We start from the raw sequence: 21,073 nt of genomic DNA, 5'->3' as shown, positions 1-21,073 counted from the left end.
CTGATGGTTTATTTGGATGGGAAAAATGATGCGCATTTTGGGAAATTGATTTCCGTTTCCTCAGAAGCAAAAGACAATGCACAAAATATTGAGAACACAGCAACAACCACCACCGTCAACATTATTAGCATTGAGCGTCCCAAAAGTGGAAAAACCGATGAACTTCGCAACTCTTTTTTATCACTCGTAAAACCGACAAGGAAAGAAGCCGGAGGTCGAAAAGGTTATCGTTGATTTTTTGGATACTCATTTGAAAAATAAATAAGTATGAATATAATTTAGTACGATGAAGGAGATAATACTATGCTGAAAAAGGTCATTCAAACTACTTCTATTGCGGCACTTTTTGTTGCGACACTCGCCACAACTGCTTTTGCTGCTTTACCTGAAAATGCCACATCTATTTCTGTACCGGGTCAAACCATTCAGCTGGAACAGAAATGGGATAAAATATTTCCTCAATCTGATAAAGTAGATCACCGTAAAGTAACGTTCAAAAACCGTTACGGGTTCACCCTGGCGGGGGATTTATATGCGCCCAAAAATGCACAAGGCAAATTAGCGGCTATTGCCGTAAGCGGCCCGTTCGGCGCTGTGAAAGAACAGTCCAGTGGGCTGTATGCGCAGACCTTAGCGGAACGCGGCTTTGTGACCCTTGCCTTTGATCCGTCGTTTACAGGTGAAAGTTCAGGCTACCCGCACAACACAGCCTCGCCGGATATCAACACGGAGGATTTCAGTGCCGCTGTAGACTATTTAGGATCCCTGGATATGGTAAACCGTGACGAGATTGGCATCTTGGGTATCTGCGGCTGGGGTGGCTTTGCCTTGAATGATGCCATCCAGGATACCCGCGTCAAAGCGGTGGCTACCAGTACGATGTATAATATGACCCGTGTGATGGCGAATGGGTATGAAATCAAAATGGATCCCAAAGGACAATATGATCGTGTGGCACCGCAAAGTGCAGATGCACGTTACAAGATGAAAGAGCAGCTGAATAATGCCCGCTGGGAAAGCTCAAAACAGGATTATGTTGCCTTAGCCCCGGCCAATAATCTGGACCCGGAAAAAGATATTACGCCTGAAACGCCGAAATTTATCGCTGAATATGCTGATTTCTATCGGACAAAACGCGGCTATCATCCGCGTTCGGTAAATTCCAATCCGAACAGTTCATGGGCGAATACCACGCCGCTTTCCTTCATCAATATGCCCATCATGGAATATGCCAGGGAAATGCGTACTCCTGCCCTGATTGTGGCGGGTGAAAAAGCTCACTCCCGTTATTTCAGCGAAGATGCCTATAAGGCAATAGGTTCAAAGGATAAGGAGTTATATATCGTTCCCGGTGCGAACCACACAAATTTATATGATAATGTCCAGAAAATCCCCTTTGATAAATTCGAACAGTTCTTTAAAGAGCATTTGAAATAAAACAGTTGTAAGGAGAGCCCTGGAGCAGCCGCCTGAGTTAGATAAGATGCGTCCCATCAGCGTGATATCGAATTCTCAGGCGGTCAGCGGGTATATGTAAGCGGTACGCCGGATACTGCTGCTGAAGCGACATCGCCAATTGCGAAGGAGTTCTATGATTTTTACCGTACCTCCAGAGGATCTGTTGGTGATATCAAAAATCATACGACTCATCCAACATTGACCAGCAATACAAAATTCATGAATTTTTATCCTTTCAATGATATCGAAACAATTTCACCGCGACCGCTGCTTCTTATTGCTGGTACAGAAGCTCATTCGCTCGAATTCAGCGAGGATGCTTATGCAAAAGCCGCTGAACCGAAAGAATTGTATCTCATTCCAAATGCCGGACATGTTGATCTCTACGATCGCACAGATCTCATTCCGTTCGACAAACTCACAGAGTTCTTCAACAAATATCTGAAATAGAATGTACTTGTAAAGCTATTGATGAAATTAATCATTAAGTTAGACAAATCATTTCAAAGAATTTATACCAAAACTTAATCTTTTCTACTCGTCGGGCAAGGTGGTTTCTATCGACCTATGAATAAAAATCAATAAGAACGCAAATATAAGCATTGCTAATTAAAGAATGATTGGAAAGAAGGATATTTTATGAAGGTGCTTGCTTTGAATGGAAGCCCGAGGAAGAAGTGGAATACCGCGGTTTTGTTACAGCGAGCGTTGGACGGTGCAGCTTCCGTCGGGGCACAAACGGAGTTAATTCACTTATACGACTTGAAATATAGAGGTTGCACAAGTTGTTTTGCTTGTAAAAGAAAAGACGGTACCCTGGGGGCACTGTGCAATGAAAGACGATTTGACTGAAGTCTTGAATAAGGTCACTTGTTGTGATGTACTTCTATTGGGAACACCAATCTATTTTTCAAACATTACGGGGGAAATGCTATCATTTCTTGAACGACTGCTGTTTTCAAATATGACCTATAACACTGGAACTCCCTCTACCTTTAAGGGAAAGCTTTCATCTGGAGTTGTCTATACAATGAATGTTTCCTTTGATGTCATGAAGGAATTTGGATACAAGGTGCTATTTAATCATTATAAATCTTGGTTGGAAAAATTATTGGGAGGTCCTTCCGAAATTCTTATCAGCAACGACACATATCAATTTGATGACTATTCCAAATATGAAGCTAACATGTTCGATGAAAAGTGGAAAGCTCATGTAAAAGCAGAGCAGTTTCCGATTGATTGCCAGAAAGCATTTGAGATGGGTGTCCGCCTTACAAGAAAATAACGTAAAGAAATCTTTGCTGAATAACGGCTATCATTTGGTGCATCCTTATTGGGGATGGACAAATGGTAGCCGTTGTTTTTTTAAGAACCTGTTCTACTTATATTGTGGCAGCTTTTTACCTCTCATATTTATAAGATTTATTATATTCTATTAAACCAAGACGCTAGGACTTCACTATACCACAACGGTTTCAAGTAAGTACCAAAAGGGTTCTAATGAAATCCCTCAGCTAATAATTCTATCATATGGACAGGTTGTCCATCTCCCAGTTTAATCCCCTTTTCACATCCATTACAATATACTAAAATTTGCTCTGTCTTATATTGATATACCCATTTTTTCATACGTTTTGCTTGTTCTTCAAAAGGTAATATATGTGTATTATTTTTCATTATATCATGAAAAGTATTAGGAGCAACTTCTACACAGTCCTTTGTGGGAGCGTTGTTAAGCCATACACCGCAAAATCTCGTTTTATTATAGTTTTCTTTCGTTTCAATAATTGTAATATTCATATTATCAAGACATTGCCGCACAGCGCTTTGTAAAGTAAAATTATCTCTTGTCCTCCAGCAATCCTGTACAGTCATTTCTTTTCCTTGATGATTCACCCACGGAAAATTTTTATCCTTTAGAACATATTCATATAAGCTAAAACATTGATTGTCTGGATGTGTTTCAGTTAAAATAAGATTACATAAAGTACAATTATTTATAATTGTATCTCCAGATTTGAGAAATTTATTTTTTACACGGCAACAAGGTTCAATAATTATTTCTTTAGTCTTCATATAATTCTTCATTTTTGAAATAGCTTTAGGATGATTTTTTTGTACATCGCATCCAGGTAAGTAGTGTATCATAACTTTCTCCTTATATTTTATTTCGTTTTGTTAACTTAAATGAAAATTGAGGCACCGAACCTTTCAATGGTACAATGTTTCTGCTAGAAAACACACCAATCGAAAGGACGATGCCTCATGCAGAAAATTATACCGATTGTATGCCCTAAATGCAACAATAATCACCATTTCCATAAGTTTGGCAAAGATAAATTCGGTAATCAAAAATATCGCTGCCTTGCTTGTAAACATCAATTTGCACCAGATGCTCTCCCCAGTGTCAGAGGTAAAAAGTATCCTCCTTGCCCTATGTGTGGAAAATCGTCTTTCTTGCATCACGATTATCGTGATTATTCTAACTTTCGTTGCTCTGATAAAAAATGTAATCATTCATTTTTTCAACCAAAATCAACTGCTACTTTGCCACCTTCTGTTTCTAAACTTTTTGGTAAATCCAATTTATCACGCATGCGTCATCCAGTTCATTTAATCATCACTGTTTTAACTCTTTTTTTCATAGGCAAAAGCTCTACTCGTAACATTTCTCTCATGCTTTATCAGCTCTACAGCATCAAGCTTTCTCATGTTAGTGTTGCTGAGTGGTGCAAAAAATTCGCTCCGCTTTTTGATAATATTTCTTTAAAGCTCATACCTTCTATGAATTTCAATTCTGATGAATGGCATGCTGACGAAACAGTGGTTAAAATTGCTGGAAAGAAATACTACATCTGGTTCATCATCGATAGTGAAACCCGCTTTGTTCTTGGTTTTCATCTTTCACCACATCGTTCTTCTCCTCAGGCACATGCTTTATTTCAGCATGTTTCCCCTTTAGGTAATCCCAATGCCATTGTTAGCGATCGCTATAGTGCCTACAAGATTCCTACTAAGTGCTACTTTCCTCATGCTAAACACATTCGTGTCGAGAGCTTTAAGGACGATATTAGCAACAATCTTATCGAAGCTTTTAACAACCGTTTCAAGGCTTGGTATAAAACCAAACGTGGCTTTCATTCTTTTCACTCTGCTAATGCTACTATTTCTGTTTTTGTCTTCTTTTTCAACTTCATGCGCCCTCATACTGGTCTTAATCATTTAACTCCTGCTCAAGTTGCCGGAGCTAACTATAATCCCAATATGAAAAACTTGTTTTCTTTAGCAAGTTGATAAAATTTAGTGCTTTTCTACAGAAACATTAGCTATCTTTTCATTTTTACTTAACAAAGCCTTTTATTTCTAAAAGATTTTCTGTAAATAAAGCAACGAGCACTTCATTCTTTTTTTCTGCTGAAGCGTGTAATATATATTTTTTTATAATTACAAGATATCATTAAGGGCGGTATTTTTATTAACAATCATTGAATATCTGTCTCCTCTATTAGAATAAGCTTTTTATAAAATTATTTCTTGACTTACAAAATTCATTATAATAAAATTGTCAAAATAATAATGTTGTTTTGACAACAAAAAGGTGATATTAATGGATTTTTCTTTTATTTCAAAAACTGAGCTGTTTATTGGCTTGACAGCAGTTGAAACAGAACATGTATTAAGTTGTTCTCAAGCTAAAATAAAAAACTATCAAAAGGGAGAGTATATATATCATTCAGGAAATAAAATTGATACTATTTGCATTGTTTTATTAGGTGGTGTGCATATTGTCTACAATGATGCTTGGGGAAATGAGAATATACTCAATCGTGTTACAAGAGGACAGATGTTTGCTGAAAATAATGCCTGTAGTGATGAAATATTATTTACAAATGCAGTAGCTGCTGAAACAAGTACAATTTTATTTCTATATACTGAGAAGTTACTGTATCCTTGTCATGCAATTTGTGCCTATCATTCAAAAGTTATTCGTAATATGTTTTTGTCTCTAGGTACTGAAAATATTAAACTTAAAAGAAAAATTAGTCACACAACGTCAAGATCATTGCGTCAACGAATTATTTCTTTTCTCTCTTTCCAAGCTACTGAACAAAAAAGTTTTTGCTTTAAAATTAACTTTAATCGTCAACAATTGGCCGATTATCTGTGCGTTGATAGAAGTGCAATGTCTAACGAGTTAAGTAAAATGAAAAAAGATGGCTTGATCAATTATGAAAAGAATGTATTTTGGATTAAGGATTTAAAGGTAAAGTATGGGGTATAGTTTTTTCTATTTGTATTTCTGTTATCTGGAGGAGAATTCTTCAAGTTTTGTATAAATGCTAAAAGTCAATATATCTGTCCAAAAGACGTTCTTCAAGATAGATATCGAGCTGAGCTCTTATTCGAATTAAGTCTTACCGCCTCCCAGTTTATTTTTCTTACCATTTATTTATATAGATGATAAGTTTTCCAGTTCTTCTAAAAGCGCTTTTCGTCTGGGGTATTTCAGAGAAAGCTGTTTTTTGATCAATGATGCAGTGTCTCTGCCGTCTGCTTTGCAAAGCATTTGTAAATAGCGGCAGAGTTTTTTATAATCGCTTCGTCCGATGCTGCTGGCGGCTGATTGCATGATAAAGTCCATAAATATGGCATGGACTTCCCGAGGGTATATTTTCAGCAAATATTTGTGATAATCAATTATTCTATAAGGAAAATGCTTTGTATATTTCAAAAGACTTTGCCAGTCATTCTCCTGGATAACTATTTGACAATATGTCTGTCCCGCGTAGCCTCTTTTTTCTATTTCAGCAATGATTTGCACATATTTTTTCTGCCATTCTTTTTGTGCATACAGCAATTTCAGCTTAGAATAATATTCAAAACAATCATACTCAATCAACAATTCGTATGCGAGTAAACGCATTTTGGCAGTAATTTTTTCAGTTTCATAAATTTTAAAGCGCAGCTGTTTCCATTTTATGACAAGACCGAGGAATTTTGCATCACTTTTTTCTCCTTCCAGGACCAAGCTTTCCGCTTCATCATATTTTTTTGCGCATAGGAGCTTATTGAAAAGAATTTCTCTGATTTCTGCGAAGGCTTTATTTTCTTTCAGAAAAGAATCAGTATTTTTCATGTCAAATTTTTGCAGCAGTTGATATTTTAAGAGCAATTCTTTTTCATATACGTATTTATTGAATATATCTGGTTCTTCACTTTGGCAAGTCTGCATGAATAAGTTGGTTTCCACCGTATGGCCCTGTCTTGGAGAATCGGCAAGATCGATGCAGGATTTGAGCAATGCTATACGTTCATCCGGCCAGCCATCGTATATTTTCTTTTTTGATTCGGTCAGGATTTTATTAAATAACAGTTTACGCTCTCTTTTATCCTTTACGGACTGAATATTAATCGTCAGCAGTGCTTTGGCATTTTCCAGTATGTCTGTGATTCCGCCATCTGAATCATCCGTAAATTGGGTCATTTTCAGCATTTCATTTATTACCGATAAAATGAGGTCTGCAGCCAGAAGAAAGTCCTTGCAATCAATAGCGATTTCGATACGTTCGAGGACTTTATAAGTCCCCTTAAGCGCGGAGAAGCATTCATTCCATTTTATGAAGTTATCTCTTCCCTTGGCATCGCGTATATTTTCTCTCATTAAATTTATCCAAGTTTTTTTGTCGTCGTATTTGTCAGATACAGGGGCGTCATTCTGTGCGGGAACTAAAAATTTATTATCCTCTTGTCCCGTTTGCAGACGGTCTCTCAATGCATATAATACGGCAGCGATATGCTTGCAGTATGGAGCATATGTATATGGACAATCGCATGTTATATTTTCTATATATATTGAACGATCAATGTGCGCATGAACCCTGTAAGTATCGGTTCCTTTTACGACAGCGGTGTAATAATTGTTCTCCGTTTCTGTCAGGGATTGAACACGGCCCTCAAGATAATATGCTTTTCCTCTTTTTAAGATTACTGGTTCTATCTGCTTATCAAAATTTTTAAGATTCATATATTTCCCTTTCAAAAATATTATAAAAAACGGTTTTTTTTATCTATAATATCTTTTTCGCAGTAAGAAATATATATACCTTTTTATTTTATTTATTGACGATATAATTTTGATGTGTTATTATAAATTTCATAATAATTATTGCAAGCACGAAGTATTGCCTTATGGCAAAGCATGCAGTGCAAAAATATTCGATATTTTGCTGGCTAATTAGAAAACTAAAGGTCAGAGGGTTGATTGTGATTCTGCAATTGTCTCTCTGACCTTTTTTATTTTGAAACAGGAGGCTGTGTTATGAACAAAAAAATTATTTTATTTGCTGTCGCACTTATTGCATTATCGGTTATAACAGGCTGTAAAAATGACAATGAATCAGCATCATCAAATCAGCTTGTAAATGTATCTTATGATCCGACCCGTGAACTTTATAAGAATTACAATGAGTTATTTGCAAAACATTGGAAAGAACAGACCGGGCAGGATGTCACTATTACTCAATCGCATGGCGGTTCCGGTGCACAGGCTCGCTCAGTAATTGAAGGCAATGACGCGGATGTTGTAACGCTGGCATTGGAATATGATGTGACTGCCATTGAAAATGCTGGACTTATCAATAAAGGCTGGCAGAATAAGTTTCCTCATGACAGTGCTCCTTACACTTCGACTATAGTATTTCTTGTACGCAAGGGAAATCCGAAAAATATAAGAGATTGGAATGATTTGATTCAGCCGGGTGTTGGCATCATCACGCCAAATCCTAAAACATCAGGCGGTGCACGCTGGAATTATCTTGCAGCTTGGGCATATGCCAACGAAAAATATCAGAGCAATGAAGACCAGATGAAGGATTATATGAAAAAGTTATTTGCCAATGTTCTTGTCCTTGATTCGGGAGCTCGCGGTGCGACAACGACATTTGTAGAAAATGGGCAGGGAGATGTCCTGCTGGCATGGGAAAATGAAGCTTACTTATCCTTAAAAGAACATCCTGATGAATTTGAAATAGTTTCTCCGTCTATCAGTATTTTGGCACAGCCTTCCGTCGCCGTCGTTGACAAGATAGCCGAAGAACGGGGTACAAGCAAGTTGGCTAGTGAATATTTGAATTATCTTTATTCACCGGAAGCACAGAAAGTAGCCGCAGAAAACTTTTACAGACCGACAGATGAAAATATTTTAAAACAATATGCCGATAAATTTGATTTGAATATAAAATTGGCGAATATCAATGATCCTTTATTTGGTGGCTGGAATAAGGTTCACGAAACCCATTTTAAGGATGGCGGCATTTTTGACCAAATCTATCAGAAAAATTGATAAATATAATATCGAAAAAGCGGGGGCAGGCAATGAGCAGAATAAAGTCGAACAGTATTATACCCGGATTTAATTTATCCATGGGAATAACTATCTTTTATATCAGTTTCATTATTCTGCTGCCTCTGATATCTATAGCAGTGGTTACAAGCGGTATAACATGGCAGGGATTTTTGGACACGGTCTTGGACAGTCGTATTATGGCAGGATATAAGGTAAGCTTTTTCTGCTCTTTTATAGCAGCAGCAGTTAACTGTCTTTTTGGCACCATGCTGGCATGGGTATTGGTTCGTTACGAGTTCCCCGGCAAGGGGATTATCGACGGTCTTATCGAATTGCCTTTTGCTATTCCTACAGCTGTTGCGGGTATATCTCTGGCTTCTCTTTATTCTCCTACCGGTTTTATAGGACAGATTTTCGATCCTTTTGGTATCAAGATAGCTTATTCGCAAATTGGTATAACTATAGCGTTGATTTTTGTTACAATACCGTTTGTAGTACGCACCGTTGAACCTGTATTAAAAAATATGGATCCTGTGTTTGAAGAAGCAGCCTATACCCTCGGAGCCAGCAGGTTTATGATATTCCGACAGATCATTCTGCCAGAGCTCGTACCATCTTTGCTGCTCGGCGGCGGACTTGCCTTTGCCCGAGCTATCGGTGAATACGGCAGCGTAATTTTCATAGCAGGCAACATGCCCTATAAGAGTGAAATAGTACCGCTGCTCATAATGGTAAAGCTCCAGCAGTTCAATTATGCTGAAGCGACTTCTATAGCTATTATCATGCTTCTGTTTTCTTTCTTGATTATGTTTGCTATAAATTCATTGCAGGTATATCAGCAGCGAATTGTGCAGGGAGGTACAAAATAAATGGGGAAGAAATCACCCGTCAAATATTTTTTGATAGCTCTCAGCAGCATTTTTGTTTTCGTCATGCTTATTATGCCGCTTGCCGTTATACTCAGTGAAGCTTTCAAGAATGGATTTTCTGCCTACGCGAATGTGCTCAGTGACAGCTTTACTCTGCATGCTTTGCAGCTGACGCTTTTTGCTACTTTTGCGGCAGTTGTCTGCAATACGGTTTTTGGTCTGTTTGCCGCGTGGGCTTTAACACGTTTTCATTATAAGCGCAGTAAAATTCTGACTACAATTATCGATATTCCTTTCGCCATATCACCCGTCATCGCTGGTCTTATTTTTTCGCTGACTTTTGGCAGGATCGGCTGGGCCCAGCCGATCCTGAACTATTTTCATCTGAAAATAGTTTTTGCTGTGACAGGCATTGTTTTAGTAACTATCTTTGTTACACTGCCTTTCATAGCCAGAACAGTAATGCCGGTATTACATGCACGCGGTACTGAGGAAGAGGAAGCGGCAGCTTTGATGGGCGCGGGCGGTTTTACTATTTTCCGCAAAATAACTTTTCCTCATATCAAATGGGCCCTGTTATATGGCATCATACTTTGTACAGCACGGGCAATGGGAGAATTTGGCGCTGTGTCGGTAATATCAGGTCACTTAAGAGGAAAAACGGATACATTGCCTTTGCTGGTGGAAATACTGTATAATGATTTTAAAATGGCGGATGCCTTTGCTGTTTCTACAATCCTTGTACTGCTTGCGCTGGTATTGCTGATTTTGAAAAATATTGTCGAATATAAATGGCACAGTGCAAAGGAGTAGTATAATGTATATAGAATTGAAGAATATCAATAAGAGTTTTGGTACATATAAGGCTTCAGACGATGTGAGTTTTGCTCTGCCGGCTGGCTCTCTTTCTGCATTTTTGGGCCCGTCGGGCAGTGGAAAAACGACTATTCTGCGCATTCTCGCGGGATTGGAAACACCTGACAGCGGTGATATTATTATTGATGGGCAGCGTGTCAATGATATTACTCCCGCAAAACGCGGCATAGGTTTTGTTTTTCAGAATTATGCACTTTTCAGATATATGACGGTTTTTGATAATATTGCTTTTGGCATGAAAATAAAAAAAATTTCTGCCGACAGAATTAAGAAAAGAGTGGGGGAACTTACAGAACTTATTGGATTAAAGGGTCTAGAAAATAGGTATCCCGCTCAGCTTTCCGGCGGACAGAAACAGCGTGTGGCTTTTGCCCGCGCCATAGCTCCTGAACCAAAGGTACTCCTGCTTGATGAACCGTTTGCGGCAATAGATGCAAAAATACGCAAAGAACTTCGGCAATGGCTGAAGGATACCATAAAAAAATTGAATATAACCAGTATTTTCGTCACGCATGATCAGGACGAGGCCAGTGAAGTGGCTGATGAAATCCTGATTATCAATAAGGGGCGTGTTGAACAGAGCGGTTCTCCTCTGGCTGTTTATAAAAAACCGGTCACACCGTTTGTAGCGCAATTTATCGGGGAAAATTCTCTGATAAATAATTACGACAAATTAAAAGGATTTTACCGCCAGGAAGGATTTTCTACGGCTGTCATCCGTCCTGAGTTTATTTCTATTTTCAAGGAAAATGAACAATACCAAAATTCTTATACTGCCGAACCGGGTGTTGTAAAAACAGTTACCTTCCGCGGCTCTCATCTTGAGATAGTTGTCATCTTGCATGGTATAGAATTGAAGGCTGTATGGCCTACGGACAGAGAGCTTTTGATTCCCCAGGAAAAAGTGGGTGTGCTTGTGAAAAAAATGTATTTGATAGATGGGGGCAATATCAGGGAAATAGAAAACGAGGCACTCATCGCAGATAATTCGGTAATAATTTAAGGACGGGCACAATGGAAAATTTAGAGATAAAATATCTCAGTACGGATATTTTGATTGCCGGCGGAGGGACAGCGGGTTGTTATGCCGCGCTGAAGCTCGCTGAAAAAGCAACGAAGAATATTATGATCGTCGAAAAGGCGAATATCAAGCGCAGCGGCTGCCTTGCCGCCGGAGTCAATGCTCTCAATGCTTATATAACAAAAGGGCGGACTCCGGATTTTTATGTTGATTACGCTGAGCGTGATGCTGAGGGTATTGCCAGAGGCGATCTTCTCCTGACTATGTCGGAAAGACTCAATGAATGTGCTGCAGATCTGGAAAAATTGGGACTGGTGATTTTAAAAAACGCTGATGGCAGCTATGCTGAACGCGGTACACGCAACATAAAAATCAACGGCGAAAATATAAAGCCCATTTTGGCTGCTGCCGTATATGAACGGTCTAATATCAAAGTTTATAATCATGTAAATGTTATAGATTTTATAGTGGTGGGCAATAGAATTTATGGTGCGGCGGCTGTCGATGTCCATAAACCAATTCTATATATAATAAAAGCTTCCGCCGTATTATGCGCTACAGGCGGAGCAGCCGGCTTATACAGACCAAACAATCCCGGTTTTTCCCGGCATAAAATGTGGTATCCGCCTTTTAATACCGGCGCCGGCATGGCTGCGGGTATGCGTAACGGAGCGGAAATGACTACACTTGAAATGCGGTTTATCGCCCTGCGCTGCAAGGATACGATCGCGCCGACAGGCACTATAGCTCAAGGCGTAGGAGCAAAGCAGATAAATTCTTACGGCGAAGTATATGAAACAAAATATGGTATATCCACGCCGAATCGACTCTATGGCACAGTGGTAGAAAATGCTGCGGGAAAAGGTCCCTGCTTCCTGAAAACTGTCGGTATCAGCGATGAACAGGAATTGGATCTGAAAAAAGCGTATTTAAATATGGCTCCCTCACAAACCTTAAAATGGATCGAGCAGGGGTCGCCTCAGGAAAGAAATGTCGAGATAGAAGGAACAGAGCCTTATATTGTTGGCGGACATGCTGCTGCCGGTTTCTGGATATCGACAGATCGTCACACAACAATAAGAGGTCTTTTCGCTGCTGGTGACACAGCGGGCGGCTGTCCGCAGAAATATGTGACGGGTGCTATGGCTGAGGCCGATATCGCAGCAATGGGAATTATGGAATATCTTTCATCGGCAGCCGATAATAAAACAGAAATTGACTATCATAAATACGGAGAACAATATAAGCAGCAGGAAGAACATTTTCTTAATGCTGCGGATAAAGAGTTCTGCGTCCAGGATTTGGAAGAAGCCATGCAAAAAATTATGGACGATTATGCCGGCGGCATCAAAACAGGCTATAAATATAATGAAGCCGGTCTGAGTATAGCAGGGAAAGAAATAGACAAATTATGCCTGCTGACGGATGAGCTTCCTGCCCGCAGCATGCACGAGCTTACCTTTATACACGAGCTTAAGGACAGATTATATATCTGCCGTTTCCTTATAGAGCACCTGAAAGCTCGTAAGGAGACACGCTGGCATAGTTTTGCGGAAAATGCCGATTATCCGGATAAGGATGATGTTTTTAAAGAGTATATCAATTCCCGTATAGAAGATGGAGAGATAAAGATCATTCATCGGCCAATCGTAAAAAGAGGGGTGCGCTATGAGCATAACTATCAATAATGATTTGTGCATTGGCTGCGGGCGCTGCAGTGAAATATGCCCGGGAACACTTATTGAGCTCACTGAACAGCATAAGGCGATTATGATTTATCCGCGTGACTGCTGGGGCTGCGCATCCTGCTTAAAGGAATGCCCGACAGGTGCGGTCAGTTTTTTTCTTGGACCGGATATGGGCGGGCGCGGTGCAGTAATGCATGCAAAAAAAACGGGCAGTATAACGCAATGGATCATCACCAAAGCTGACGGCATACCTGTCGTTTTGGAAACAGACAGCAGGGCTGCAAATAAATACTGAGTTACGTAAAAAAATAGTTGACGGGTTTATTATGAATTCGATCACGACAGGGAGGATTTTTATGCTTTCACATTTGGATAAGCTTGAGGCAGAGGCAATTTATATTATACGTGAAGTTGCTGCTGTTTGTGAAAAACCGGTGATGCTTTATTCTATAGGCAAGGACAGCTCTGTAATGCTGCATTTGGCCTTAAAGGCTTTTTATCCTGAAAAACCGCCTTTTCCTTTTTTACATATAGATACAACCTGGAAATTTCACGATATGATTGCTTTTCGTGATAGAGTTGCCAAAGAACACGGCATAACAATGCTTAAATATACCAATAAGGATGGTGTCGCCCGCGGCATAAATCCATTTGACCACGGTTCATCCTATACTGATATAATGAAAACACAGGCTTTAAAACAGGCTCTGAAAAAATATCAATTTACGGCGGCCTTTGGCGGCGGACGACGAGATGAAGAAAAATCACGGGCTAAGGAACGAATATTTTCCTTCCGCAATGAGGCGCAGGTCTGGGATCCGAAAAACCAAAGACCTGAAATGTGGAAACTGTACAATCCCCGTATAAAAAAAGGGGAAAGCATGCGGGTCTTTCCAATTTCCAATTGGACAGAAAAGGATATCTGGCAGTACATAAAACGGGAAAATATAGAAATAGTTCCTCTCTATTTTGCAAAGGTACGTCCTGTCATAAAACGGGACGGCATGATCATCATGGTTGATGATGACAGGCTGAAGCTTCGCCCAGATGAAAAAATAATTAATGAGAAAGTCCGCTTCCGCACACTCGGCTGTTATCCGCTCACCGGCGGTTTTGCTTCTGAGGCAGACACTCTTGATAAAATAATTGCCGAAACTTTGCAGGCAGTCACTTCCGAAAGAGCCAGCCGCGCTATAGATAAAGATTCAATTGGCAGCATGGAACGGCGCAAGAGAGAGGGGTATTTTTAATGAGCGGACTATTGAAGTTTATAACCTGCGGCAGTGTTGATGACGGCAAATCGACACTTATCGGCCATATATTATATGATTCCAAGCTTTTGTATGCGGATCAGGAAAAAGCACTGGAGCTTGAAAGCAAGGCTGGCAGCCGCGGCGGCAAATTGGATTATTCTCTGCTTTTGGACGGACTTATGGCTGAACATGAACAAGGTATAACTATTGATGTGGCTTACAGATATTTTACTACCGAAAAAAGAAGCTTTATAGTAGCGGATACTCCGGGACATGAAGAATATACGAGAAACATGGCGGTAGGGGCGTCATTCGCCGATCTTGCCGTTATTTTAACAGATGCTGCTAAAGGTGTTCTTGTACAAACAAGACGTCATGCACGCATTTGTCATCTCATGGGAATAAAACATTTTATTTTTGCTGTCAACAAAATGGATATTATTGATTACAGCGAAAAGCGTTTTCAGGAAATAACAGCGCAGATAAATGAGTTAGTCGGGCAGATCGGTTTGGAAAATGTTGATATAATACCGTTATCTGCAACCGAGGGTGACAATGTAACTGTAAAATCATTGAATATGCCGTGGTATAAAGGCGATGCCCTGCTTCCTGCACTGGAAAATGTAGATGCAGAAGACAACATTGAGGACAGCGGTTTTTATATGCCTGTACAGAGAGTATGCCGACCGGACAGAACCTTTCGCGGTTTTCAGGGGCAGTGTGAAGGCGGGCAGCTTTATACTGGCGATACGGTGACTGTTTTGCCAAGCGGTGAAACGGCTGATGTGAAAAGTATTCATACTGCCGGTGCAAAAACAGATAATGCTGCTGCCGGTCAAGCGTTGACAATAGAGTTGTCTAAAGAAATTGATGTATCACGCGGCTGTGTCATCACTAAAGATATAAAAGCAGTTATAACAAAATCAATAACATCTGATATCCTTTGGATGGATGATGAACCGCTGCTCCTTGATCACGAATATATATTCCAGCTTGGCGCTGGCAGCACTATAGCCGTGATAAAGGAAATAAACTATAAAACTGATGTCAATACGGGCAATGAGCTGACTGCTTCTGTTCTTCATAAAAATGAACTTGCCAGTTGTACGATCGCATTGTCTGACAGAATCACCGCAGCTGAATTCACTGCATATCCGGTATTGGGCAGTTTTATATTAGTGGACAGGCTGAGCAATATGACCTCGGCATGCGGTGTTATCCGGAAAGCGCGGCAGGTTACTGACGATGATTATAGTTTTGTCAGCGGCAATACAAAAATATCGGCAACTCTTTTTGATGAATATTATTATAATATGGGCGATATGAAAATAGATACTGCTCAGAAAGATTATAAAACATTCACTATAGGCGATGTACTGCCCTTGAAGGGAAGAACCTATAACTATCCAAAAGAAACAGATATTGTTGCTTTTGCGGAAAAAGCAGTTATCCGTGTACGAAACGGGAAAATAATAGACTTTGTGCCATTTGCACAGTATAGTTTTGATGTGCAGTATAACGCACCGCTTATTGACTCCCGCGGCTTTGCTATTAATGTTAATGATCAGGCTGAACTTGATAAATTCCGGGCAGAATATGCGGATGGTAAAAATCAGGCTGCTTTTTGGAATAAGTGGCTCGATTGTACAAAATGGCGCCATATATTATTCAATGACAATTTTTGGATGATATAGCGTAATAGAAATATATACTGGCAAATAAAGAAAAATAGACAGAAATAAACAGAAACCGGACATCTTTAATCAGATATCCGGTTTCTGTATTTTATAATACAATATTATCCGTAAAAAATGACCGTGTTTTAATCAGCATGCTGCCCGGACAGCCTCAGAACCTTAGCTATTTCCAGATTTACTTTTAATACGTTGACTGTTTCTTCTCCGAAAATGCCCAATAATTTATTTTGAGTGTTTTTTTTGACTATGTTTTCCAATATTTCCCGGGATAAACCGGTCGATCGGACTAAAGCCGGTATCTGAATGGCAGCTGATTTCGGACTGATATGCGGATCAAGGCCTGAACCGGATGATGTCAGCAGATCCGCGGGAATATCCTCTTTGTTTATAGTCGGATTGACTGCCGTAAATTTCATAATATCTGCTGTCACACGTTCGGTGAGATCAGGATTGGTCGGAGCAAAATTTTTGGAGCCTGAACTGACTCCTGTGTAATCACCGCCGTCTTTTTCCTCCTGTGTATAGGTATTGTAATTCACGGCGGAAGGACGATTTTTCATGAACCGGGGATCTGAAAAATCCTGTCCTATAAGCTCAGAACCGACAGCATGGCCATTTTCGACAATCAGGCTGCCATTTGCCTGACTCGGGAAAAAAAGCTGGCTGATTCCAGTGAGCAGCAAAGGATAGACCAGACCGCATAACAAAAGCAGCACTATTGTTATCATGAATTGAGTTTTTATTTCTTTTAAAAATGCACTCATTATTTAGCCTCCTGTTTTTAATTCAAAAGCGGCAGAGCAAGTACGTAATTATAATCCTGCGGCAGTAAGCAGCGGAGTTATGATCAAGTCAATTATTTTAATACCTGCAAATGGTGCAATAATACCGCCAAGACCATAAATCAGCATATTGCGGGTCAGCATTTTTTCTGCACTCATTGGTCTGTACTCTACACCTCTCATAGCCAGAGGAATCAGTATCGGAATAATTATGGCATTAAAAATCAAAGCAGAGAGAATGGCACTGTAAGGAGTGGATAATACCATGATATTCAGTATCTGCATTTGTGGTATAACCGCCATAAACATTGCGGGGATAATAGCAAAATACTTGGCAACGTCGTTTGCAATGCTGAAAGTTGTCAATGCCCCCCTCGTGATAAGGAGCTGCTTGCCGATCTCAACTACATCCAGAATCTTGGTGGGATCGGAGTCAAGGTCTACCATATTTGCAGCTTCTTTTGCGGCAGCAGTGCCGCTGTTCATTGCAATACCAACATTGGCCTGTGCAAGAGCAGGTGCGTCATTTGTGCCGTCTCCTGTCATGGCAACAATTTTGCCTTCTGCCTGTTCTGCCTTGATAGCGGCAATTTTATCTTCCGGTCTGCATTCAGCTATAAAGCTGTCTACGCCGGCTTCCTGTGCGATGGTTGCTGCGGTCAGGGGATTGTCGCCTGTACACATGATAGTTTTTATCCCAATGGCTCTGAGTCTGGCAAAACGTTCTGTCAGACCTTGCTTGATGGTATCTTTCAAGTAGATGACACCCAGAATCTGTTCCTTTAGACATACGACAAGCGGCGTACCGCCGAGTCTGGCAACTTCATTGACGCTGCCCTCCAGATCAGTTGGTATGACACTCCCAAGTTCCCGTACATATTTCTGAATTGCATCGGAGGCTCCTTTGCGTATTTTTATGCTGTCAGGCAGGTCGATACCGCTCATGCGCGTCTGGGCGGTAAACTCTACTGATTTCATACCGGGAATTTCCTGTTGCCGTTTTCCGCTCAGGCTTTCTCCCAGACTTACGATTGATTTCCCTTCAGGAGTATCGTCTCTTAAAGAGCTGATGACAGAATAGCGAATAAGCTCTTCTTCACTTGCATTCCCCACAGGAATAAATTTTGCGGCCATGCGGTTACCGTAAGTAATAGTGCCGGTCTTATCAAGAATCATGGTATCCACGTCTCCGCAAACTTCTACGGCTTTACCCGACATAGCTATAACATTAAAACGTGTAACACGGTCCATACCGGCAATTCCGATAGCCGAAAGCAATCCGCCGATGGTTGTGGGAATCAGGCAAACGATCAGGGCGATCAGCGTGGAGATTTGCAGATGTACGCCGCTGTAAAGAGCAATAGGGTTGAGACTGACGATAACGATTAAAAAAATAATAGTCAGACTGACCAGCAGGGTATTCAGGGCTATCTCGTTTGGTGTCTTTTGGCGGGATGCCCCTTCTACCAGAGAAATCATTTTATCAAGAAATGATTCCCCCGGATCAGATGTGATCCGTATTTTAAGCCAATCACTGCCAACTGTTGTTCCGCCTGTGACAGAGGCAAAATCACCGCCGCTTTCCTTTACCACAGGAGCTGATTCTCCCGTTATGGCAGATTCATCCACCGAGGCAATCCCTTCGATCACTTCGCCGTCATTGGGGATGAGTTCTCCTGACTTCACGAGAACGATATCATCTTTTTTCAATCCATCGGCACTTATGATTTCATCTTCTCCGTTATCTTTCAGGATACGGGCATGCATATCTTTCTGTGTTTTTTTCAGGCTTTGCGCCTGTGCTTTTCCCCGCCCTTCAGCTACTGCTTCTGCAAAATTGGCGAACAGCACTGTAATCAAAAGAATGGCCGATACAGTAAAATTATACAGATAAAGATCAGCTCCCTCATCGCCGAATAAATCGGGAACAAAACCAAGCAGCAGAGTGATAATAAATCCTGATTCCACTACAAACATGACAGGATTTTTTATCATATATAGAGGATTCAGTTTTTTAAACGCCCCAAGAATAGAGGCTTTTAGAATATCTCCGGTAATAAAATTTGTTTTAGTTTTTTTATTCATAAAAGTATCCTCCTCAATTCCACAAGACCATATGCTCGGTAATCGGGCCAAGTATCAATGCCGGAAAAAATGTCAATGCAGCAATGATGATAATGACCATAAATAAAACTATGGTGAATGTTCCGGTATCAGTCTTTAAAGTACCTATGGATTCACTGACAGGCCGCTTAAGCATCAGCGAGCCTGCGACGGCCAGCATAATAATCATGGACAGATAGCGTCCGAAAAACATAGCCAATCCTGTTGTAATATTCCAGAAATAGGTATTGTCACCAAGGCCCTCAAAGCCTGAACCGTTGTTGGCAGACGCCGAAGAAAATTCATACAGCACCTGGGTAAATCCATGGGGACCGGGATTGCTGATACCCGCCAGACCGGCTGGCAGAGCTATGGCCAATGCAGAAAAGGAAAGAATCAGCAGTGGATGGATAATGATAGCAAGAGCTGTCAGCTTCATTTCCCGACCCTCAATTTTTTTTGCCAGATATTCCGGTGTGCGTCCGACCATAAGCCCGCAGATGAATACTGTTAAAATTACATACATCAGCATATTTATCAGACCTACGCCTTTGCCGCCGAACACAAGATTAAGCATCATATTTACCAAGGCTACCATACCGCCGATCGGCGTCAGGGTATCATGCATATTGTTTACGCTGCCTGTAGTAAAAGCGGTAGTCACAGTAGTAAAAAGGGCAGATTGGGCAATGCCAAAACGCATTTCTTTGCCTTCCATGCTGCCCATGCTCTGATTTAGCCCCACCTGCTGTAATGCCGGGTTGCCTGCCTGTTCGGCCCAAAAACTGACGGCAATCCCTATGACAAGGAGGAAGAACATAACCGCAAAAACAGGCTTAGCCTCTCTGCTGAACAGCCTCTTTCTTTCCATGTCTTTTTCACTGCTTTTTCCGCGGCTGCGGACCATTAAACCGAACATTACAACGACACTTCCCGGCAGGATCATCATGGAAAGCATTTCTATCATATTTGTCAATACATTTGGATTTTCAAAAGGCGCCGTTGAATTTGCACCGAAAAAACCGCCGCCGTTGGTTCCTAAATGCTTGATGGACTCCAGTGCAGCGACAGGCCCCATTGAAAGGTCCTGATATTTTCCTTCGATCGTCTGTACAGTTGTATTGGGCGACAGATTCTGTACAACACCCTGGGATACCAGCAGCAAACCAATTGCAAGAGAGAGCGGCAGAAAAACACGTGTAGTGATGCGAATAATATCGGCATAAAAATTACCCACGGTTTTTGTTTTGGCGGCAAAGCCTCGTATAACGGCTGCGGCAACAGAAAATCCGGTAGCCGAGGAAGTAAACATCATGAAGGTAATGACCAGCATCTGACTCAGATATGAAAGTCCCGATTCTCCGGAATAATGCTGAAGATCAGTATTTGTAATAAAGCTGATTACTGTATTAAACGACAGAACTGGTTCCATGCCGCCAATGCTGTTGGGGTTGAAAAAAGGAACGGTTTGTATTCTTAAAATCAGATAACCGATCAACACCATGATTGCATTTGTTGTCAGCATGGCCATGGCATACTGCTTCCATTGCATACCTTTTCTGTCGATACTGCATAACCGATAAATCACGTTATCCACTCTGTCAAAAATCGGATCGGCAAAAGTATGCTGACTGGCAGTGATGTGATACATATATTTCCCCATCGGGAAAATAATAACAACAAAAACTGCTAAAAATATGAGTATCTGCAACATTTTTCGTTCCGCCTTCCTGCTAAAATTTTTCGGGATTGATCAAAGCATAAAACAGGTATACAGCCAGTCCTGCGATCAGAATTCCAAGAATTATCATTTTTTATCCGTCTCCTTTATAATTTACTGACCTGCTGTTCGCACCAATCGGCAAAGATTTTGATCAAAAAAAAGCAGATTACCAGTATACCGACCATTAAAATATCCATACTTAAACCCTCCTTTTACTTTATTGTTTACTTAGTTTACCAGTTCTTACGTTGATTTAGT

21 protein-coding genes are annotated in these 21,073 nt (G+C 40.6%); 15 read left to right on the top strand and 6 right to left on the bottom strand.

Annotation, left to right across the window (positions count from 1 at the left end; translation table 11 throughout):
- Nucleotides 1-3 precede the first annotated feature (3 nt).
- The 5 genes from NXG61_RS11430 (at nucleotide 4) to NXG61_RS11410 (ending at nucleotide 2,743) form a co-directional block, all read left to right on the top strand.
- Nucleotides 4-234 carry a hypothetical protein gene (locus tag NXG61_RS11430; RefSeq protein ID WP_196604526.1) on the top strand — a complete coding sequence of 77 codons (231 nt, stop codon included), beginning with the start codon at nucleotides 4-6 and terminating at the stop codon, nucleotides 232-234.
- A gap of 69 nt (nucleotides 235-303) precedes the next feature.
- Nucleotides 304-1,437: an alpha/beta hydrolase gene (locus NXG61_RS11425; protein WP_307225413.1), complete on the top strand. Its 1,134-nt coding sequence runs from the start codon at nucleotides 304-306 to the stop codon at nucleotides 1,435-1,437.
- Between the two features lie 240 nt (nucleotides 1,438-1,677).
- The gene (locus NXG61_RS11420; protein ID WP_307225414.1) at nucleotides 1,678-1,908 is read left to right on the top strand and encodes an alpha/beta hydrolase; all 231 of its coding nucleotides are present in this window, start codon (nucleotides 1,678-1,680) and stop codon (nucleotides 1,906-1,908) included.
- A gap of 189 nt (nucleotides 1,909-2,097) precedes the next feature.
- Nucleotides 2,098-2,310 (top strand): flavodoxin family protein, encoded by a 213-nt coding sequence (locus NXG61_RS11415; RefSeq protein WP_307225415.1) that lies wholly within the window; start codon nucleotides 2,098-2,100, stop codon nucleotides 2,308-2,310.
- Nucleotides 2,291-2,743 carry an NAD(P)H-dependent oxidoreductase gene (locus NXG61_RS11410; protein ID WP_307225416.1) on the top strand — a complete coding sequence of 151 codons (453 nt, stop codon included), beginning with the start codon at nucleotides 2,291-2,293 and terminating at the stop codon, nucleotides 2,741-2,743. Before NXG61_RS11415 ends, NXG61_RS11410 begins: the two co-directional genes overlap by 20 nt.
- A gap of 212 nt (nucleotides 2,744-2,955) precedes the next feature.
- Here the strand turns inward: NXG61_RS11410 and NXG61_RS11405 are convergent, their stop codons facing one another.
- Nucleotides 2,956-3,606, bottom strand: a complete 651-nt coding sequence (locus NXG61_RS11405) for a hypothetical protein (protein WP_307225417.1) — start codon at nucleotides 3,604-3,606, stop codon at nucleotides 2,956-2,958.
- 117 nt (nucleotides 3,607-3,723) lie between these two features.
- On the opposite strand from NXG61_RS11405, the gene NXG61_RS11400 reads away from it, so the two are divergent.
- Nucleotides 3,724-4,752, top strand: a complete 1,029-nt coding sequence (locus tag NXG61_RS11400; RefSeq protein ID WP_307225425.1) for an IS6 family transposase — start codon at nucleotides 3,724-3,726, stop codon at nucleotides 4,750-4,752.
- Nucleotides 4,753-5,065: 313 nt separating this feature from the next.
- A complete protein-coding gene (locus NXG61_RS11395; RefSeq protein WP_196604525.1) occupies nucleotides 5,066-5,740 on the top strand; it encodes a Crp/Fnr family transcriptional regulator in 675 nt (224 codons plus the stop codon).
- Nucleotides 5,741-5,908: 168 nt separating this feature from the next.
- Here NXG61_RS11395 and NXG61_RS11390 read toward each other — a convergent pair whose 3' ends face one another.
- Nucleotides 5,909-7,483: an SWIM zinc finger family protein gene (locus tag NXG61_RS11390; RefSeq protein ID WP_196604524.1), complete on the bottom strand. Its 1,575-nt coding sequence runs from the start codon at nucleotides 7,481-7,483 to the stop codon at nucleotides 5,909-5,911.
- A 294-nt stretch (nucleotides 7,484-7,777) separates the two neighbouring features.
- Here NXG61_RS11390 and NXG61_RS11385 point away from each other — a divergent pair, with 294 nt between their 5' ends.
- The 8 genes from NXG61_RS11385 to NXG61_RS11350 are packed head-to-tail and all read left to right on the top strand — an operon-like array spanning nucleotide 7,778 to nucleotide 16,204.
- Complete coding sequence (locus NXG61_RS11385) at nucleotides 7,778-8,800, top strand: sulfate ABC transporter substrate-binding protein (protein ID WP_196604523.1); 1,023 nt, start codon at nucleotides 7,778-7,780, stop codon at nucleotides 8,798-8,800.
- A gap of 32 nt (nucleotides 8,801-8,832) precedes the next feature.
- On the top strand, nucleotides 8,833-9,672 hold the full coding sequence (cysT, locus tag NXG61_RS11380) for a sulfate ABC transporter permease subunit CysT (protein WP_196604522.1): 840 nt from the start codon (nucleotides 8,833-8,835) through the stop codon (nucleotides 9,670-9,672).
- On the top strand, nucleotides 9,673-10,485 hold the full coding sequence (cysW, locus tag NXG61_RS11375; protein WP_196604521.1) for a sulfate ABC transporter permease subunit CysW: 813 nt from the start codon (nucleotides 9,673-9,675) through the stop codon (nucleotides 10,483-10,485). It abuts the gene before it with no gap.
- Between the two features lie 4 nt (nucleotides 10,486-10,489).
- Nucleotides 10,490-11,551 (top strand): sulfate/molybdate ABC transporter ATP-binding protein, encoded by a 1,062-nt coding sequence (locus NXG61_RS11370; protein WP_307225272.1) that lies wholly within the window; start codon nucleotides 10,490-10,492, stop codon nucleotides 11,549-11,551.
- Between the two features lie 11 nt (nucleotides 11,552-11,562).
- A complete protein-coding gene (locus NXG61_RS11365) occupies nucleotides 11,563-13,257 on the top strand; it encodes an adenylyl-sulfate reductase subunit alpha (protein WP_307225273.1) in 1,695 nt (564 codons plus the stop codon).
- Nucleotides 13,238-13,552, top strand: a complete 315-nt coding sequence (locus NXG61_RS11360) for a 4Fe-4S dicluster domain-containing protein (protein ID WP_307225274.1) — start codon at nucleotides 13,238-13,240, stop codon at nucleotides 13,550-13,552. The genes NXG61_RS11365 and NXG61_RS11360 overlap by 20 nt, the downstream gene beginning before the upstream one ends.
- A 31-nt stretch (nucleotides 13,553-13,583) precedes the next feature.
- Nucleotides 13,584-14,507 carry a sulfate adenylyltransferase subunit CysD gene (gene cysD, locus NXG61_RS11355; RefSeq protein ID WP_196604517.1) on the top strand — a complete coding sequence of 308 codons (924 nt, stop codon included), beginning with the start codon at nucleotides 13,584-13,586 and terminating at the stop codon, nucleotides 14,505-14,507.
- Nucleotides 14,507-16,204 carry a sulfate adenylyltransferase subunit 1 gene (locus NXG61_RS11350; protein ID WP_307225275.1) on the top strand — a complete coding sequence of 566 codons (1,698 nt, stop codon included), beginning with the start codon at nucleotides 14,507-14,509 and terminating at the stop codon, nucleotides 16,202-16,204. Before cysD ends, NXG61_RS11350 begins: the two co-directional genes overlap by 1 nt.
- Before the next feature lie 128 nt (nucleotides 16,205-16,332).
- On the opposite strand, the gene NXG61_RS11345 is transcribed toward NXG61_RS11350, so the two are convergent.
- From NXG61_RS11345 to kdpF, 4 genes are read right to left on the bottom strand one after another with little or no spacing between them, the layout of a single operon-like run.
- Nucleotides 16,333-16,971 (bottom strand): K(+)-transporting ATPase subunit C, encoded by a 639-nt coding sequence (locus NXG61_RS11345; RefSeq protein WP_307225276.1) that lies wholly within the window; start codon nucleotides 16,969-16,971, stop codon nucleotides 16,333-16,335.
- Between the two features lie 48 nt (nucleotides 16,972-17,019).
- Entirely contained in the window at nucleotides 17,020-19,074 is a 2,055-nt protein-coding gene (kdpB, locus tag NXG61_RS11340) for a potassium-transporting ATPase subunit KdpB (RefSeq protein ID WP_307225277.1), read from the bottom strand.
- 13 nt (nucleotides 19,075-19,087) lie between these two features.
- Nucleotides 19,088-20,806: a potassium-transporting ATPase subunit KdpA gene (kdpA, locus tag NXG61_RS11335; protein WP_307225278.1), complete on the bottom strand. Its 1,719-nt coding sequence runs from the start codon at nucleotides 20,804-20,806 to the stop codon at nucleotides 19,088-19,090.
- Between the two features lie 19 nt (nucleotides 20,807-20,825).
- Complete coding sequence (kdpF, locus tag NXG61_RS11330) at nucleotides 20,826-20,903, bottom strand: K(+)-transporting ATPase subunit F (protein WP_196604583.1); 78 nt, start codon at nucleotides 20,901-20,903, stop codon at nucleotides 20,826-20,828.
- Between the last annotated feature and the right edge of the window lie 170 nt (nucleotides 20,904-21,073).

It is taken from the genome of Pectinatus haikarae (assembly GCF_050916305.1).
Classification (GTDB): domain Bacteria; phylum Bacillota; class Negativicutes; order Selenomonadales; family Selenomonadaceae; genus Pectinatus; species Pectinatus haikarae.
This window is presented reverse-complemented; position numbering and strand designations above follow the sequence as displayed.

Excerpts from the sequence above, each read along its gene's own strand:
- NXG61_RS11430 (WP_196604526.1), top strand. The coding sequence starts at position 4 with ATGGTTTATTTGGATGGGAAAAATGATGCGCATTTTGGGAAATTGATT.
- NXG61_RS11415 (WP_307225415.1), top strand. The coding sequence starts at position 2,098 with ATGAAGGTGCTTGCTTTGAATGGAAGCCCGAGGAAGAAGTGGAATACC.
- kdpA (WP_307225278.1), bottom strand. The coding sequence starts at position 20,806 with ATGTTGCAGATACTCATATTTTTAGCAGTTTTTGTTGTTATTATTTTC.
- NXG61_RS11390 (WP_196604524.1), bottom strand. The coding sequence starts at position 7,483 with ATGAATCTTAAAAATTTTGATAAGCAGATAGAACCAGTAATCTTAAAA.
- NXG61_RS11365 (WP_307225273.1), top strand. The coding sequence starts at position 11,563 with ATGGAAAATTTAGAGATAAAATATCTCAGTACGGATATTTTGATTGCC.
- kdpB (WP_307225277.1), bottom strand. The coding sequence starts at position 19,074 with ATGAATAAAAAAACTAAAACAAATTTTATTACCGGAGATATTCTAAAA.
- cysW (WP_196604521.1), top strand. The coding sequence starts at position 9,673 with ATGGGGAAGAAATCACCCGTCAAATATTTTTTGATAGCTCTCAGCAGC.
- NXG61_RS11420 (WP_307225414.1), top strand. The coding sequence starts at position 1,678 with ATGAATTTTTATCCTTTCAATGATATCGAAACAATTTCACCGCGACCG.
- NXG61_RS11345 (WP_307225276.1), bottom strand. The coding sequence starts at position 16,971 with ATGAGTGCATTTTTAAAAGAAATAAAAACTCAATTCATGATAACAATA.
- cysD (WP_196604517.1), top strand. The coding sequence starts at position 13,584 with ATGAATTCGATCACGACAGGGAGGATTTTTATGCTTTCACATTTGGAT.
- NXG61_RS11400 (WP_307225425.1), top strand. The coding sequence starts at position 3,724 with ATGCAGAAAATTATACCGATTGTATGCCCTAAATGCAACAATAATCAC.
- NXG61_RS11405 (WP_307225417.1), bottom strand. The coding sequence starts at position 3,606 with ATGATACACTACTTACCTGGATGCGATGTACAAAAAAATCATCCTAAA.
- NXG61_RS11360 (WP_307225274.1), top strand. The coding sequence starts at position 13,238 with ATGAGCATAACTATCAATAATGATTTGTGCATTGGCTGCGGGCGCTGC.
- NXG61_RS11425 (WP_307225413.1), top strand. The coding sequence starts at position 304 with ATGCTGAAAAAGGTCATTCAAACTACTTCTATTGCGGCACTTTTTGTT.
- NXG61_RS11395 (WP_196604525.1), top strand. The coding sequence starts at position 5,066 with ATGGATTTTTCTTTTATTTCAAAAACTGAGCTGTTTATTGGCTTGACA.
- NXG61_RS11410 (WP_307225416.1), top strand. The coding sequence starts at position 2,291 with ATGAAAGACGATTTGACTGAAGTCTTGAATAAGGTCACTTGTTGTGAT.
- NXG61_RS11370 (WP_307225272.1), top strand. The coding sequence starts at position 10,490 with ATGTATATAGAATTGAAGAATATCAATAAGAGTTTTGGTACATATAAG.
- cysT (WP_196604522.1), top strand. The coding sequence starts at position 8,833 with ATGAGCAGAATAAAGTCGAACAGTATTATACCCGGATTTAATTTATCC.
- NXG61_RS11385 (WP_196604523.1), top strand. The coding sequence starts at position 7,778 with ATGAACAAAAAAATTATTTTATTTGCTGTCGCACTTATTGCATTATCG.
- kdpF (WP_196604583.1), bottom strand. The coding sequence starts at position 20,903 with ATGATAATTCTTGGAATTCTGATCGCAGGACTGGCTGTATACCTGTTT.
- NXG61_RS11350 (WP_307225275.1), top strand. The coding sequence starts at position 14,507 with ATGAGCGGACTATTGAAGTTTATAACCTGCGGCAGTGTTGATGACGGC.